Source organism: Acidovorax sp. CCYZU-2555, from assembly GCF_018413525.1.
In the GTDB taxonomy this organism is placed as follows: domain Bacteria; phylum Pseudomonadota; class Gammaproteobacteria; order Burkholderiales; family Burkholderiaceae_C; genus Comamonas.
Map to the genome: position 1 here is coordinate 11913 of NZ_JAHCDD010000052.1, position 14132 is coordinate 26044.

Genomic DNA, 14132 nt, shown 5'->3' on the forward strand with positions numbered 1-14132 from the left:
GTCTGCGGGCTAACCCGCAAACGCCTGCGCGCGCCGCGCTTTAACGTCAGGGGACTATGTCCACACTTCCTGCCTACATCCCCCAGATTCGCCGTTACCAGGACTGGCTCGCGCAGCGCCACGGACTGGTGTTTGCCGACTACGACGCGCTGTGGTGCTGGTCGGTCACCGAGCTCGATGCATTCTGGCAAAGCATCTGGGACTACTGCGAGCTGCAGTCGCCCACGCCGCACACGGCCGTGCTGGCGCGCAATGTGATGCCCGGCGCCCAGTGGTTTCCGGGCGCCCAGGTGAATTACGCGCAGCAGGTGCTGCGCCACACCACGGCGGCGCAAGCCGCGGGCATGCCGGCCGTCGTCAGTCGCAACGAGCAGGGCCTGCACCGCGAGCTGTCCTGGCCCGAACTGCGCCGCCAGGTCGCGGCGCTGGCGCTGCATCTGCAGGCCCAGGGCGTCGCGCCCGGCGACCGCGTCGCGGCCTATCTGCCCAACATTCCCGAAGCCGTGGTGGCGCTGCTGGCCTGCGCGAGCATTGGCGCGGTCTGGAGCATCTGCGCGCCCGACATGGGAACGCAGGCCGTGCTCGACCGCTTCCGCCAGATCGAGCCCAAGGTGCTGATCGCCGTCGACGGCGTGCGCTACGCGGGCCGCGACATCGACCGCCAGCCGGTGCTGGCCGAACTGCGCGAGGGGCTGCCCAGCCTGCAGCAGGTGGTGCTGATCAACAACCTCGATCTGGCGCTGGACCGCGCCGACTGCGCGCACTGGGGACGCATCACGGCGCGCGACGACGCCGCCACGGCGGCGTTCGAGCCGCTGTGGCTGCCGTTCGACCACCCGCTGTGGATCGTCTATTCGAGCGGTACCACGGGCCTGCCCAAGCCCATCGTCCATGGCCACGGCGGCATGGTGCTGGTCGCGCTGCAACTCAAGGGCCTGCACAACGACGTGGGCTGCAGCTGGGATGCCAACAGCTGGGGCGAGCGCTTTCATTGGTACAGCTCCACGGGCTGGGTGATGTGGAACGCCCAGGTCTCGGGCCTGCTGGGCGGCACGACCATCGTGATCTTCGACGGCAGCCCCGGCGGCAGCAAGGAGCAGCCCGACTGGGGCGTGCTGTGGCGCTTCGCGGCCGAGACCGGCGTGACCTGTTTCGGCTCGGGTGCGGCGTTCTATGCGAACTGCATGAAGGCCGGCGTGGATCTGTCTGAGTGCGGCGATCTGTCGCGCGTGCGCACGCTGGGCTCGACCGGCTCGCCGCTGTCGGCCGATGTGCAGCAATGGGGTACGGACCAGTTCCGCGCGCTGCGCGCCAAGGCGCAGGAACAAGGGCACCCGGGCCTGCGCGCCGATGAAGACATCTGGTGGAACAACATTTCGGGCGGCACCGACTTCTGCGGCGCGTTCCTGGGCGGCCACCGCGAGCTGCCGCAGATTCCGGGCGTGATGCAGTGCCGCCAGCTGGGCGCGGCCGTCGAGGCCTGGAACGACCAGGGACAGCCGGTCATCGATGAAGTGGGCGAGCTGGTCTGCACGCAGCCGATTCCGTCGATGCCGCTGTATTTCTGGGGCGACGAGAGCGGCAAGCGCTACCGCTCCAGCTACTTCGAGCATTTCGCGGCGGGCCAGGGCCGGCGGCCCGGCGGCGGCGACGCCGCGCCCGAAACCGGCGCGGTCTGGCGCCACGGCGACTGGATACGCATCACGCCGGGCGGCGGCTGCGTGATCTACGGCCGCAGCGACGCGACCATCAACCGCCACGGCCTGCGCATGGGCACCAGCGAAATCTACCGCGCCGTCGAAGCCCTGCCCGAAGTGCTCGACAGCCTCGTGGTCGATCTCGAACACCTGGGGCGCGAAAGCTATATGCCGCTGTTCGTGGTGCTGCGCCCGGGCGTGGAACTCGACGCCGGGCTGCGCGCGCGCCTCAACGGCGCGATCCGCGCCGCGGTCTCGCCGCGCTTCGTGCCCGACGAGATCTTCCAGGTGGCCGAAGTGCCGCGCACGCTCAGCGGCAAGAAGCAGGAGCTGCCGATCAAGCAACTGCTGCTGGGCAAGCCGCTGGCGCAGGTGGTCAACAAGGACACCATGGCCAATCCCGCGTCTCTCGCCTGGTACGAGGCGCTGGCGCGCAAGCGCCAGGCGGCGGCGGAGACGGTGCATATGTCATGACATGTATCTCCGCGGTCACACGCAGACTGCATTACATGGGGCCGGGGTACACTTTGTCATCTTTTGAGATGCGTCTCCGACCTTTCCTTTCGCACTCCCCTCCATGGCCGCTGATCCGACGGGCATTGCCCGATCCAGTTTTGACCTCAAGAGCGCACAGCTGCATGTCGTGGCCGTTGCGCTCAAGGACACCGACGTCCAGCTGGTCGCGGCCGATCTCGCGCAGCGTCTGGCCGACGACCCCGACTTCTTCGACAACGACCCGGTCCTGATCGATCTGGCCCAGGTCAGGGAGTCCGAGGAATCGATCGATTTCCCGGCGCTGATCGCGCTGCTGCGCAGCCACCATACCCAGCCCGTCGCGGTGCGCGGCGGCAGCGAAGCGCAGACGCGCGACGCCGTCGCCGCGGGCCTGAGCCTGGTGCCCGACGCGCAGACCGCGCGCCCGGCGCCGGTCGAAGTGCAGGAAGTGATTCGCGAAGTCGAAGTGATTCGTGAAGTGCCCGCACCCATGGCCGATGCGATGGTGATCGACAAGCCTTTGCGCTCGGGCCAGCAGGTCTATGCACGGGGAACCGATCTGGTGGTTCTGGCCGTGGTCAGCTATGGTGCCGAAGTGATCGCCGACGGAAACGTGCATGTCTATGCGCCGCTGCGCGGGCGTGCCATCGCGGGAGCGCGCGGCAACACCGCGGCGCGCATCTTCAGCACCTGCATGGAACCCCAGCTGTTGTCGATCGCGGGCATGTACCGCACCACCGATACCGAGCTGCCGCCCGAAGTGGTCGGCAAGCCGGCCCAAGTCCGGCTCGACGGCGAGAAGATCATCGTCGAGCCTTTGTAATGTGTCAGCGTTGTCGGAGCGTTATCTCCCAGCAATCGAGCCCGTCTTTTAAGGAATAGTGCAAACATGGCCAAAATCGTCGTCGTGACTTCAGGCAAAGGTGGAGTGGGCAAGACCACCACCAGCGCCAGCTTTGCCTCCGGCCTCGCCCTGCGGGGCCACAAGACCGCCGTCATTGACTTCGACGTGGGTCTGCGCAACCTCGATCTGATCATGGGCTGCGAACGCCGCGTGGTGTACGACCTGATCAATGTGATCCAGGGCGAAGCCAACCTGAACCAGGCGCTGATCAAGGACAAGCAGTGCGACAACCTGTTCGTGCTCGCCGCGTCGCAGACGCGTGACAAGGACGCCTTGAGCCAGGACGGCGTCGAGAAGATCCTCAAGGACCTCGGCGAAATGGGCTTCGAGTACATCGTCTGCGACTCGCCCGCGGGCATCGAGAGCGGTGCGCTGATGGCCATGCACTTCGCCGACGAAGCGCTGGTCGTGACCAATCCCGAAGTGTCTTCGGTGCGCGATTCCGACCGCATCCTGGGCATGCTCAGCTCCAAGACCAAGCGCGCGATCGAGGGCGTCGAAGCGATCAAGGAACACCTGCTGATCACGCGCTACAACCCGAACCGCGTCGAAGACGGCCAGATGCTGTCGCTCGAAGACATTCAGGACATCCTGCGCATCGAGCTGATCGGCGTGATTCCCGAGTCCGAAACCGTGCTGCAGGCGTCCAACCAGGGCATTCCGGCGGTGCACATGGCGAACACCGACGTGTCCGAAGCCTACAAGGATGTGATCGACCGTTTCCTGGGCGAAGAAAAGCCTATGCGCTTCATCTCGGCACAGAAACCGGGCTTCTTCAAACGCATCTTCGGAGGGAAGTAATCTATGTCGATGCTGTCTTTTCTGCTGGGCGAAAAAAAGAAATCGGCTTCGGTCGCGAAGGAGCGTCTGCAGATCATCCTGGCGCATGAGCGCGTGGGCGGCGGCCGCAGCCAGCACGATTACCTGCCCGAGCTGCAGCGCGAGTTGATGGCGGTGATCTCCAAGTACGTGACCATCCACCCGAACGACATCAAGGTGCACCTCGAACGCCAGGACAACCTCGAAGTGCTCGAAGTCAAGATCGAGCTGCCGGAAGCTAAATAAAGTGGGGGCCCGCATCCCATTTCGCCTTCGGGCGATCTGACCCCCAACCGTTCGCCCTTCGACGCGGCCGGCGAGGCAAGCTCAGGGCGAACGGTATTGATTTTCTCGCAGCCGCTGTTTACGCAGCCTACTTCATGCGCCCATCGTGATAGATCAGCGGCGCCGCATCGTTGCGGTGGCTGCAATGCTCGACTTCGCCGATGAAGATCACGTGGTCGCCTTCCTGGTAGCGGCTGCGGTTGAAGCATTCGAACGTTGCCGCGGCGCCGTCGAGCAGCGGAACGCCTGTATGTCCGGGTTGGTGGACGACGCCGGCCCAGCGGTCTATGCCCTTGGTCGCGAACTGCATGGCCAGCTCCTTTTGCTCGGCGCCCAGCACATGCACCGCATAGTGCGAGCAGGCCATGAAGACCGACAGGGACGCCGCGCTGTTGGCCATGCTCCACAGCACCAGCGGTGGATGCAACGATACCGAATTGAACGAACTCACCGTCACGCCCACGGGCTGGGCCTGGGCATTGAGCGCGGTCACGATGGTCACGCCGGTCGCGAACTGGCCCAGCGCCTTGCGGAAGTCATGCGAGGAAAAGTGCGGTGGCTGGGCTACGGCAGAGTGGGGTAGTGGCGAGTTCACGGGCAGCGATCACGGAAAGGATGGGGCTATTATGGGCTGAGCCTGATGCACCGCCGTGTCCTGGGGAAGAAGGCCGCCATCGCGGCTGAAGAGGTCACGGGTGAGCGGGAGCTGCGCGGCCTGTTGCGCGAGCAGGCGCGCGATCTGGCCCTTGGGGCAGCGCTGCAGCGTCGACAGCAGGCCATGGCCGGTCTGGGCAATGCCCCAGCGCTGGCGCAGGTCCTGCTGCATGCGCGCCAGCAGGCTGGCCGCCATCTCCGCATCGGCCAGCGCCCGGTGGGCGCGGCCGGCGCGCGGCAGGCCCAGGTGGTCGACGATGCTTCCCAGCTTGTGGCTCGTGGCTTCGGGGTACAGGCGCCGCGACAGCAGCACCGTGCAGGCAAAGGCATGCGGCGCGGGCAGGCCCGCATGCGCGAGTTCAGCCTCCCAGAACTTGCGGTCGAACGCCGCGTTGTGCGCGACCATGGGCGCCGTACCGACAAAGCGTGCGGCGTCGCGCATCACTTCTTCGGCCGCCGGGGCCGTGGCCACCATCGCATTGGTGATGCCCGTGAGCTGGGTGATGAACGAGGGAATGTAGACGCCGGTGCGCATCAGGCTCTGGAACCGGTCGACGACCTGGCCCGCTTCGAGCAGCACGATGGCCACCTCGGTGGCACGCGCGCCCTGTCCGGGCGTCATTCCGGTGGTTTCAAAGTCGATGACGGCAATGGCAGAAGACATGAGGGGATTGTCCCATGGCCGTCAATGCACGCGCTGGCGCAGGGCGCAGACCTGTCAGCGCGAAAAAAAACCGCAGACGAGTCTGCGGTTTCTGTGTCCTGGCCTGCATGCAGGCCGGCGGGCTTATCGCACCAGCAGCACGGGGACCGCGCTGTGCGCCAGCACCTGGGTGCTGACCGAGCCCATGACCAGCTTGCCCAGCGCGCCATGGCCGTGGGTGCCCATCACCAACAGATCGAACTGGCCTTCGTCGGCCAGCTTGGCGATGCTTTCGCCCGCAGGACCGATCTTGCCCACGCCGTTGACGTTCACGCCGTGCTTGGCCAGAAATTCGGTCACGGGTGCCAGCACCTTGTTGAACTCTTCCTGGTAGTACTCTTCGATCACGTCCTTGCTCAATGCGCTGCGCGCGCGCGGCGGCAAGGTGGCCTGCACCGTCACCGCCGTGTACTCATGGGTACGCGCCAGCAACTCGGCGTGCGAGGCGATGTAGTTCAACATTTTCTGGGTGTATTCGCTGCCGTCGACAGCAAGCAATATTTTCATGGTGTCCTCCTGATGTTCAGAAACCAGATTAATCCCAGCAGAAATTGTGCGCCTTGATTTAAGTCATGTTTTTGCAGGCCGCTGCCGGAGAACCGCAGGGCTGTAATGCAAGCGGTGACCCATCATAGTTCCATGCATGCGCGCGGCCGGAAAAAGTCCTGCTCGCCCTTGCGCGCATAGCCCAGCGGATTGGCCACGACCCGGCATTGCCAGGGCGTGCCGTCGGCGCGCTCGCCGCGCACCGTGTAGTCGCTGGGCGCGTGCAGGTGGCCGTGAAGCCACAGCGGCACATGGGCGAACCACTCATCGAGCGCATTGCAAAAGCCGGCTGTGCCCGGCACCAGCCCATAGCGCGGATCGGCGCTGCGCAGGCTGGGCGCGAAATGGGTCACGGCCACTGTCGGGCCGTCGAAAGGCTGGGCCAGCGCGGCCTGCAGCCATTGCTGGCACAGCAGCGCCTGTTCGCGCATCGGTTCGGCCAGAAACGCTTCGCCATGGCGCGTGCCACCCGTCTTGCGCAAATAGAAGTTGGCGGCGCGAAACGCCTTGTCGCGCAGCCGCAGCAGCGCGCCCAGGTCGCCCGACTGCACTTTGGTGTCCTGCAGCGCGATGGCGTCGTAGTCGGTCCAGAGCGTGGTGCCGACAAAGCGCACGCCATCGAGCACCGCGGTTTCGCGCTCCAGCCAGATCATGCCCAGGCGCTCGCAGGTGGCGCGCAAGCGCGCATGGGCGGCGTCGAAGTCCTGGTTGTCGTATTCATGGTTGCCGGGAACGAAGATCACCGGGCAGGGCCAGCCTGCGTACTGCGGCAAGGGCGAGAAACGCGCCAGGCCGAAGTCGTCGTCGCTCAGCAGCCCGCCTTCCTGGTAGGAGCCTATGTCGCCGGCAAGCACCAGCACATCGGCGCCGGCGGCCGGTTCGGGTTTGAAATGGGGATGGGCTTCGAGGTGCAGGTCGGAAAGCAGCTGGATCTTCATGGGGAGCGCGGAAAAGTGGTTTGTGCGGAACGGAACAAGGCCTGCAGCAGCCAGTTGCCGGCGCTGGCCTGCGGGCCGCGGTGGCGCCACAGCGCCTCGACATGCACGGGCGGCACGCTGAACGGCAGCTCGCGCAGCGCCAGCGATCCCGACATGCCGGTGACGGGAACGAAGTGGCGCGGCAGGATGGTCAGCAGGTCGGATTGGACCACTACGCGGCCCGCGGTGAAGAACTGGTTGACGGTCAACACGACCTGGCGCTTGCGCCCGAGGGCGGCCAGGGCTTCATCGATGAAGCCGAAGGAGCGCCCGGAAAAGCTCACCAGCATGTGGCGCGCTTCGCAATAGTTGTCGAGCGTCAGCGGCTCATGGGCCAGCGGATGGCCTTCGCGCATCACGCAGATGTAAGCACTCGCATACAGTCTGCGGCTTTCAAAGCCTACTACGTCGCCCGACTGCTCGCGCGCCGTCAGGTCGGCGAGCACGGCTGGAAAGTAGCCCACGGCGATGTCGGCCGTGCCGTCCTCGAGCAGCTGGCGCGGGTCGCGTGTGGTCAGCGGAACCACCCGCACGGAGACACCGGGCGCCTCGCGCTCGAGGATGGTGTACAGCGCCGGCACCAGCGTCGAGGCCGTGGCGTCGGCCATTGCGAGCACGAAGGTGGTGGTGGCCGTGGCGGGATCGAAGGGGTTGGGGGCCAGCGTCTGCTGCAGTTGAGCCAGCGCGCCGCGCACCGCAGGCCACAGCGCAAGCGCGCGCGGCGTGGGCTGCACGCCCTGACCGTGGCGTACAAGCAACTCATCGTCCAGCGCTTCGCGCAGGCGCCGCATCGCATTGCTCACGGCGGGCTGGGTGATGGCGAGCTTGTGCGCGGCCCGTGTGAGGCTGCGTTCCGCCATGACTTCGTCGAAGACGCGCAGCAGATTCAGGTCGAGGTGGTGGAAGCTGTGCGGCGTCATGGTGGCAATACATCACTGGTATGAATGATATTAATTCAAAAGATAAATTTGAGGTTGCATGGGGTAAACCCTATGATTACTGCATTGCCCGGCAATTTCGCCACAAGCGTCTGTAAAAAGGGTTTCCATCATGACCAGCACCGTAAATTCCAGCCCCTCTTTTGAACACACCGGCATCGTGCGCGTCCAGCGCGCTGCGGTGTTCCTGCAAGCCACCGCCGCCGACCTCACGGGTTCGCAGCGCCTGCCGCTGCTTGCAACTCTCCGGGCGGGACTGCGCATGCTGGCTTCGGTGGTTCGTCGCACTGCCGTTACTGTGCGCGCCGGTCACCGCGACTGGGTGCAAAGCCGCAAGCAGGCCGCCGAAGACGAGCACACCTGGAACGCCGCGCTCAAGGATGCTCGCATCATGGCCGATCTGAGCCGTGCGATGCAAGGCGAGTCGCGCTGAGCCGCTGATCTTCCCCTGGCGGGGCTGCTGTCCCGCCGAATCAAGCCGCTGCCCACAAGGCCGCGGCTTTTTTTGCATGAAAATAGCCCCCACGCTTGCTCGCTTCGCGTAGCCGCTGCCCCCCAAGGGGGTGTTTTTCATCTTGGGGCGGCCCGGCGATGAAAAAGCCCCCACGCTTGCTCGCTTCGCGTAGCCGCTGCCCCCCAAGCGGGTGTTTTCATCTTGGGGCGGCCCGGCAATGAAAAAAGCCCTGCGGAGCAGGGCTTTTTCGGCAAGCGGGCCAGCCCGCTCCTCGGAGTGAGGCTTAGTCAGCCAGACGCTTTTCCAGGTTGGCGCGGGTGGCCAGCAGTTCCTGGGGCAGCTTGTCGGCGAGCTGGGTGAACAGCGCGTCGTGCAGTTGCAGCTCGGCCTTCCAGGCGTCCTTGTCGATGCGCGTCACGGTGTCGAACTGGGCGGCGTTGAAGTCCAGGCCGTTCCAGTTGATTTCGGCGTAGGCCGGGCTCACGCCCAGCATGTTGTCCACACCTTGCACCTGGCCTTCGATGCGGTCGATCATCCACTTCAGCACGCGCATGTTCTCGCCGTAGCCGGGCCAGACGAACTTGCCGGCTTCGTCCTTGCGGAACCAGTTGGTCGTGTACAGGTGGGGCAGCGTCGCGCCCGTGGCTTCGAGCTTGGCGCCGATGTCGAGCCAGTGCTGGAAGTACTGGCTCATGTTGTAGCCCATGAAAGGCAGCATGGCGAACGGATCGCGGCGCACCACGCCCTGGGCACCGAAGGCCGCGGCGGTGGTCTCCGAGCCCATGGTCGCGGCCATGTAGACGCCTTCGGTCCAGGTGCGCGCTTCGGTGACGAGGGGCACGGTGGTCGAGCGGCGGCCGCCGAACAGGAAAGCGTCGATCTTCACGCCAGCCGGGTCGTCCCAGGCGGGGTCGAGCGCGGGGTTGTTGGTCGCGGCCACGGTGAAGCGGGCGTTGGGGTGGGCGGCCTTGGCGCCGGTTTCACGCGCGATCTGCGGTGTCCAGTCCTTGCCTTGCCAATCGATCAGGTGATCGGGCAGCTTGCCGGTGTCTTTCTCCATGCCTTCCCACCAGACGTCGCCGTCATCGGTCAGCGCGACGTTCGTGAAGATCACGTTCTTGTCGAGGCTGGCCATGCAGTTCGGGTTGGTGTGGTAGTTCGTGCCCGGGGCCACGCCGAAGTAGCCGGCTTCGGGGTTGATCGCACGCAGCGAGCCGTCGGCCTGGGGCTTGATCCAGGCGATGTCGTCGCCGATGGTCGTGACTTTCCAGCCGTCGAATGCGGCGGGCGGCACGAGCATGGAGAAGTTGGTCTTGCCGCAGGCCGAAGGGAAAGCGGCAGCGACGTGGTACTTGGTGCCGTCGGGCTTGGCCACGCCAAGAATCAGCATGTGTTCGGCGAGCCAGCCCTGGTCGCGGCCCATGGTGGAAGCGATGCGCAGCGCGAAGCACTTCTTGCCCAGCAGCGCATTGCCGCCGTAGCCCGAACCGTACGACCAGATTTCGCGCGTTTCCGGGTAGTGGACGATGTACTTGGTCTTGTTGCAAGGCCAGCTCGTGGTGTCCTTCTCGCCTTCGGCCAGGGGTGCGCCCACGGTGTGCATGCAGGGCACGAAGTCGCCATCGGTGCCGATGACGTCGTACACGTCCTTGCCCATGCGCGTCATGATCTTCATGTTCACGGCGACATAGGCGCTGTCGGACAGTTCGACGCCGACGTGGGCGATGGGCGAACCCAGCGGGCCCATGGAGAACGGCACGACATACATCGTGCGGCCGGCCATGCAGCCGTCGAACAGCGGTTGCAGCGTGGCGCGCATTTCATTGGGCGCCATCCAGTTGTTGGTCGGGCCGGCGTCGGCTTCGTTCTGGCTGCAGATGTAGGTGCGGTCTTCGACACGCGCCACGTCCGACGGGTCGGACCAGGCGAGGTAGCTGCCGGGGCGCTTGGCAGCGTTGAGCGGCTTGAAGGTGCCGGCGGCGACGAGTTGCTGGCACAGCGCGTCGTACTCTTCCTGCGAGCCGTCGCACCAGTGGATGTTGGCCGGCTTGCACAGCGCGGCCATTTCGGCGACCCAGGCGATCAGCCGGGCATTCTTGACATAGGAGGGCGCCTGAATGGTCAGGGCTTGCAGTGCAGGTGCGTTCATCACGGGAGCTTTCTAATTGAAAAAACGTTTTTTCGAAGGCAGCGCAGCACGGCGTCAGCCTTTGAGAAAACAGGTTTTTTTCAGCGTCCGTAGGCCACTCGACCGGAGGCGAACCCGGCAGCCAAATCAGGAAGAAGCCGCAATTTTAGGGAGGTAGCGCATTTTTGTGTCATCCATAAGGCAAAAAACTATGCAATATAAGTATCAATCTATGCGTGAAGTGCGCTTGATCTGCGTAAAAAAAAGGCGAAAAAAAGCCCCGTGACCGGGGCTTGCGGGGGCGAGAAAACGGCTTCAGGCCAGGTATACGGCGATGAAGGCCAGCAGGAACATCAGCACCGCACCGACCAGCGGCAGCACCACCGGGATGTAGCGAACAATCGCTTCGGTCGAGTCTTCGGGATGCGCATCGGCCGCGGCCGTAGCGTGGGGATGGGTCATGAGACTGGGGCTCCCGTCGGTTGGTGAAAAAAGAGGCAATTGCCGTTATTTTAAGCAGACCCGGGCGCTGCCGGGCCTGGGGTAAGCCATGAGGCTGACAGGGTGCGCCGGCGGCCCGCGCTCAGGCGGCCTGCGCTTCCATGCCCTGGGCGCGCAGGCTGGCGAGCACCTGTTCGACATGCGGCCGATTGCGCGTCTGCAGCACGCATTCGATTTCGACGTTCTGCGCGGCCAGCAGCGTGAACGCGCGCTGGTGGTGGATTTCCTCGATGTTGGCGCCGGCGTCGGCCACCGTGGCGGTGATGCGCGCCAGCACGCCCGGAACGTCGCGCGCGCTGACGCGAATGCGCGCCAGCCGGCCCGAGCGCACCATGCCACGCTCGATGATGGCCGCGAGCAGCAGCGGGTCGATGTTGCCGCCCGACAGCACCAGCCCGACTTTCTTGCCCGCGAAGCGCGCGCCGTGGCGCAGCATGGCGGCCAGGCCCGCGGCGCCCGCGCCTTCGACCAGCGTTTTCTCGATTTCGAGCAGCATCAGCACCGCCTGCTCGATATCGCCTTCATCGACCAGCAGCAGATCGTCGACCAATGCGCGCACCACGCCCTGGGTCAACTGGCCGGGCGAGGCGACGGCAATGCCTTCGGCGATGGTCGACTGGCCCATGGGCAGATCGCTGCCCTGTATGGCATTGACCATCGACGGAAAGCGCTGGGTCTGCACGCCGATGATCTCGATGTCGGGCTTGATCGCCTTGGCGGCCGTGGCCACGCCGGCGATCAGGCCGCCGCCGCCAATCGCCACGATCAGCATTTCGAGGTCGGGTTGGGCCTTGAGCATTTCGAGCGCCAGCGTGCCCTGGCCCGCGGCCACGGCGGCGTCGTCATAGGGGTGGACGAACACCAGGCCCTGTTCCTGTGCCAGTTCACGTGCATGGGCACGTGCTTCGTCGAGCGTGTCGCCGTGCAGCACCACTTCGGCGCCGAAGCCGCGCGTGCGCTCGACTTTCACGTCGGGCGTGAAGCGCGGCATGACGATCACCGCGCGCAGGCCCAGGCGCTGCGCATGGTAGGCCACGCCCTGGGCATGGTTGCCGGCGCTCATGGCGATCACGCCGCGCGCGCTCTCTTCGGGCGTGAGTTGGGCGAGCTTGTTGCAGGCACCGCGCTCCTTGAACGACGCGGTGAACTGCAGGTTCTCGAACTTGAGGAACACCTGGGCGCCGACGATTTGCGACAGCGTGCGTGATTCCACGCAAGGGGTTTCGAGGATATGGCCGTGCAGGCGCTGGGCCGCGAGCTCGATGTCTTGAAGGCTGATCATGGGCCATTGTCTCCACTGAGAGGGCGCAGCGCGCGGCACCGGGAATAACCGCGGCGGGGCATACAGGTTCTGTGCGCCGTGCTTCAGTGCGGCAAGGCGCGCTGCAGCAGGCGCTGCAAGTCCATCTGCCGGGTATCGAGCGCGCCGAGCACGCGGCCCGCGCCGCTGTGGCCCAGGCGCGTGGTGATGAAGGCCTGGGCCACGGCCGGCGGCGCGTCGCGGTGCAGCAGGCAGGCCTGGGCCGTGAGCACCAGGCGCTGCACCAGCATGCGCGCCATGCCTTGCTGTTCGGCCTGCGGCTGGGCGAGCATGGCGCGCAGCGCATGCAGCTGGGCCAGGATGCGCGCGTCCCCGCCGGCAATCTCTTCCATGGCCTCGAACAGCACGCGGGCCGCAGGCTTTTGCCTGTCCAGTGCGTTCAGCACCTGCAGGCACAGTGCATTGCCCATGCCTTCGCCACGGCCTTGCGCGGGTGCGGCGAGAAACAGCCGGGCCAGGGTCTGGCCCTGGGGGCTGTCGAGCGCGCCCTGGGCGCCGGCCCACTCCATGGTTTCGGCAGTGACTTCCATCGCGCGGCGGCCCACCCAGAACTGGGCGGCGGGCGCCATCACATGCTTCCAGGCGCGATCGAGCGGCGGAATGCTGTCGGCAGCGGCGTCATCGCAGCGCTCGAACGCCTGGGCCAGCCGCATGGCCAGCACCAGCGCGGCTTCGCTTTCCAGCGCCATGTCGACCAGTACGCTGCCCAGCAGCGCCTGGTCATTCAGGTCGTTCAGACCACGCGCCTGTGTTAGCGACTGCACCAGCGCCTGGCGCAGCAGCGCGCAGCTGGCCAGCGTACGGCCCAGCCGCAGCACGCTCACGGCGGCGCGGAAGGTCACCGGGCCCTGGCCTTCCTCGCCCAGCAGATAGCCGCTGGCCGCATTGAGCTGGAGTTCGGCAACCGACTGGGGACCGAAGGCGCCGTGCAGCGGGCGCACGACCAGATTGTTGCGTTCGCCATCCTCGCGCCAGCGGGGCACGAAAAAGCAGCTTTGTCCCTGAGGCGTCTGGGCGCTGAGCAGATGGGCGTCGCTGTCGGGCGCAGCCAGTCCCGGGCTGCTGCCGCTGAGCAGGTACTGCCGGCCCCAGAGCCCCATGCCCACGGGCGTGGCCTGGAGCAATGTCGGCGTGGCGTAAAGGGGTTGGATCGACTGGACGGCATTCGCTCCGAGGCCCATCCAGAGTGCGGTCTTGCGCGCGATCGGCAGATCGCGTGCATCGTCATCGAGATTGCGCAGCAGGGGCCCGAGTCGCGCCCAGAGCGCGGGCTCCTTGCGCAGCACGGCCAGCGAGGCCGAGGTCAGCAGCAACGGGTCCAGGCTGTCGGGGGCGAACTGGCCATGCAGATAGAGGCCCGCGGCCCATACGCTCCAGCGCCCGGGCGTGTGCTGCGTCAGCGCCTGCGCGACCAGCCCCTGGCGCCGGCCCAGCGCGCGTTGGGCGTGCCAGGCGGGGTTGTTCTGCAGCGCATCGGACGCTTGTTCCGAGCGCATCAACTGGAGGGCATAGGCGTCGAGCCCGGCCCGCGCAGCCCCCACGTCGGCGCGTTGCAGTGCTTCATCCAGGGGAGCGTCGTGGGCGATCGACGACGGCGCTGGTGGCGGGGCGGTGGACATGGCGGTCTCCTGTGCGCTTGTAGGGCGCGGGCAGTACGGAATCGTCTGCCCGCAGATGCGCAGTATCGACAACTCGCGCGGCGCGCGCTGT

Annotated in this window: 14 protein-coding genes; 5 read left to right on the forward strand and 9 right to left on the reverse strand. The window is 66.0% G+C overall.

Going from position 1 to position 14132, the window contains the following annotated elements:
- Positions 1-56 precede the first annotated feature (56 nt).
- The 4 genes from KHY18_RS17720 (at position 57) to minE (ending at position 4161) form a co-directional block, all read left to right on the forward strand.
- A complete protein-coding gene (locus KHY18_RS17720; RefSeq protein WP_213302776.1) occupies positions 57-2171 on the forward strand; it encodes an acetoacetate--CoA ligase in 2115 nt (704 codons plus the stop codon).
- Positions 2172-2274: 103 nt separating this feature from the next.
- The gene (gene minC, locus KHY18_RS17725) at positions 2275-3015 is read left to right on the forward strand and encodes a septum site-determining protein MinC (RefSeq protein ID WP_213302779.1); all 741 of its coding nucleotides are present in this window, start codon (positions 2275-2277) and stop codon (positions 3013-3015) included.
- A 66-nt stretch (positions 3016-3081) separates the two neighbouring features.
- The gene (gene minD / locus KHY18_RS17730; protein WP_213302781.1) at positions 3082-3897 is read left to right on the forward strand and encodes a septum site-determining protein MinD; all 816 of its coding nucleotides are present in this window, start codon (positions 3082-3084) and stop codon (positions 3895-3897) included.
- 3 nt (positions 3898-3900) lie between these two features.
- Positions 3901-4161 (forward strand): cell division topological specificity factor MinE, encoded by a 261-nt coding sequence (minE, locus tag KHY18_RS17735; RefSeq protein WP_159911359.1) that lies wholly within the window; start codon positions 3901-3903, stop codon positions 4159-4161.
- A 127-nt stretch (positions 4162-4288) separates the two neighbouring features.
- Here the strand turns inward: minE and KHY18_RS17740 are convergent, their stop codons facing one another.
- The 5 genes from KHY18_RS17740 to KHY18_RS17760 form a co-directional block, all read right to left on the reverse strand.
- Positions 4289-4795 (reverse strand): flavin reductase family protein, encoded by a 507-nt coding sequence (locus KHY18_RS17740; protein WP_213302783.1) that lies wholly within the window; start codon positions 4793-4795, stop codon positions 4289-4291.
- 9 nt (positions 4796-4804) lie between these two features.
- A complete protein-coding gene (locus KHY18_RS17745; RefSeq protein ID WP_213302785.1) occupies positions 4805-5518 on the reverse strand; it encodes a 3'-5' exonuclease in 714 nt (237 codons plus the stop codon).
- Positions 5519-5641: 123 nt separating this feature from the next.
- A complete protein-coding gene (locus KHY18_RS17750) occupies positions 5642-6064 on the reverse strand; it encodes a universal stress protein (protein ID WP_213302787.1) in 423 nt (140 codons plus the stop codon).
- Positions 6065-6186: 122 nt separating this feature from the next.
- A complete protein-coding gene (locus tag KHY18_RS17755) occupies positions 6187-7041 on the reverse strand; it encodes a metallophosphoesterase (protein ID WP_213302790.1) in 855 nt (284 codons plus the stop codon).
- Positions 7038-8000, reverse strand: a complete 963-nt coding sequence (locus KHY18_RS17760; protein ID WP_213302792.1) for a LysR family transcriptional regulator — start codon at positions 7998-8000, stop codon at positions 7038-7040. Before KHY18_RS17760 ends, KHY18_RS17755 begins: the two co-directional genes overlap by 4 nt.
- A gap of 130 nt (positions 8001-8130) precedes the next feature.
- Here KHY18_RS17760 and KHY18_RS17765 point away from each other — a divergent pair, with 130 nt between their 5' ends.
- Positions 8131-8451, forward strand: coding sequence for a hypothetical protein (locus KHY18_RS17765; protein WP_213302795.1), 321 nt, complete (start codon positions 8131-8133; stop codon positions 8449-8451).
- A 304-nt stretch (positions 8452-8755) separates the two neighbouring features.
- On the opposite strand, the gene KHY18_RS17770 is transcribed toward KHY18_RS17765, so the two are convergent.
- The 4 genes from KHY18_RS17770 to KHY18_RS17785 all read right to left on the reverse strand — a co-directional run bounded on the left by KHY18_RS17770 (position 8756) and on the right by KHY18_RS17785 (position 14041).
- A complete protein-coding gene (locus KHY18_RS17770; RefSeq protein WP_213302798.1) occupies positions 8756-10621 on the reverse strand; it encodes a phosphoenolpyruvate carboxykinase (GTP) in 1866 nt (621 codons plus the stop codon).
- Positions 10622-10915: 294 nt separating this feature from the next.
- Positions 10916-11062 carry a hypothetical protein gene (locus tag KHY18_RS17775; RefSeq protein ID WP_213302801.1) on the reverse strand — a complete coding sequence of 49 codons (147 nt, stop codon included), beginning with the start codon at positions 11060-11062 and terminating at the stop codon, positions 10916-10918.
- 121 nt (positions 11063-11183) lie between these two features.
- The gene (locus tag KHY18_RS17780) at positions 11184-12383 is read right to left on the reverse strand and encodes a threonine ammonia-lyase (protein ID WP_213302804.1); all 1200 of its coding nucleotides are present in this window, start codon (positions 12381-12383) and stop codon (positions 11184-11186) included.
- A gap of 83 nt (positions 12384-12466) precedes the next feature.
- Positions 12467-14041 (reverse strand): acyl-CoA dehydrogenase family protein, encoded by a 1575-nt coding sequence (locus tag KHY18_RS17785; protein ID WP_213302807.1) that lies wholly within the window; start codon positions 14039-14041, stop codon positions 12467-12469.
- Positions 14042-14132: the final 91 nt, after the last annotated feature.

What these genes read in the sequence shown, in the direction of transcription:
- KHY18_RS17720 (WP_213302776.1), top strand. Translation starts at nt 57, where the DNA reads ATGTCCACACTTCCTGCCTACATCCCCCAGATTCGCCGTTACCAGGAC.
- minC (WP_213302779.1), top strand. Translation starts at nt 2,275, where the DNA reads ATGGCCGCTGATCCGACGGGCATTGCCCGATCCAGTTTTGACCTCAAG.
- minD (WP_213302781.1), top strand. Translation starts at nt 3,082, where the DNA reads ATGGCCAAAATCGTCGTCGTGACTTCAGGCAAAGGTGGAGTGGGCAAG.
- minE (WP_159911359.1), top strand. Translation starts at nt 3,901, where the DNA reads ATGTCGATGCTGTCTTTTCTGCTGGGCGAAAAAAAGAAATCGGCTTCG.
- KHY18_RS17745 (WP_213302785.1), bottom strand. Translation starts at nt 5,518, where the DNA reads ATGTCTTCTGCCATTGCCGTCATCGACTTTGAAACCACCGGAATGACG.
- KHY18_RS17750 (WP_213302787.1), bottom strand. Translation starts at nt 6,064, where the DNA reads ATGAAAATATTGCTTGCTGTCGACGGCAGCGAATACACCCAGAAAATG.
- KHY18_RS17755 (WP_213302790.1), bottom strand. Translation starts at nt 7,041, where the DNA reads ATGAAGATCCAGCTGCTTTCCGACCTGCACCTCGAAGCCCATCCCCAT.
- KHY18_RS17760 (WP_213302792.1), bottom strand. Translation starts at nt 8,000, where the DNA reads ATGACGCCGCACAGCTTCCACCACCTCGACCTGAATCTGCTGCGCGTC.
- KHY18_RS17765 (WP_213302795.1), top strand. Translation starts at nt 8,131, where the DNA reads ATGACCAGCACCGTAAATTCCAGCCCCTCTTTTGAACACACCGGCATC.
- KHY18_RS17770 (WP_213302798.1), bottom strand. Translation starts at nt 10,621, where the DNA reads ATGAACGCACCTGCACTGCAAGCCCTGACCATTCAGGCGCCCTCCTAT.
- KHY18_RS17775 (WP_213302801.1), bottom strand. Translation starts at nt 11,062, where the DNA reads ATGACCCATCCCCACGCTACGGCCGCGGCCGATGCGCATCCCGAAGAC.
- KHY18_RS17780 (WP_213302804.1), bottom strand. Translation starts at nt 12,383, where the DNA reads ATGATCAGCCTTCAAGACATCGAGCTCGCGGCCCAGCGCCTGCACGGC.
- KHY18_RS17785 (WP_213302807.1), bottom strand. Translation starts at nt 14,041, where the DNA reads ATGTCCACCGCCCCGCCACCAGCGCCGTCGTCGATCGCCCACGACGCT.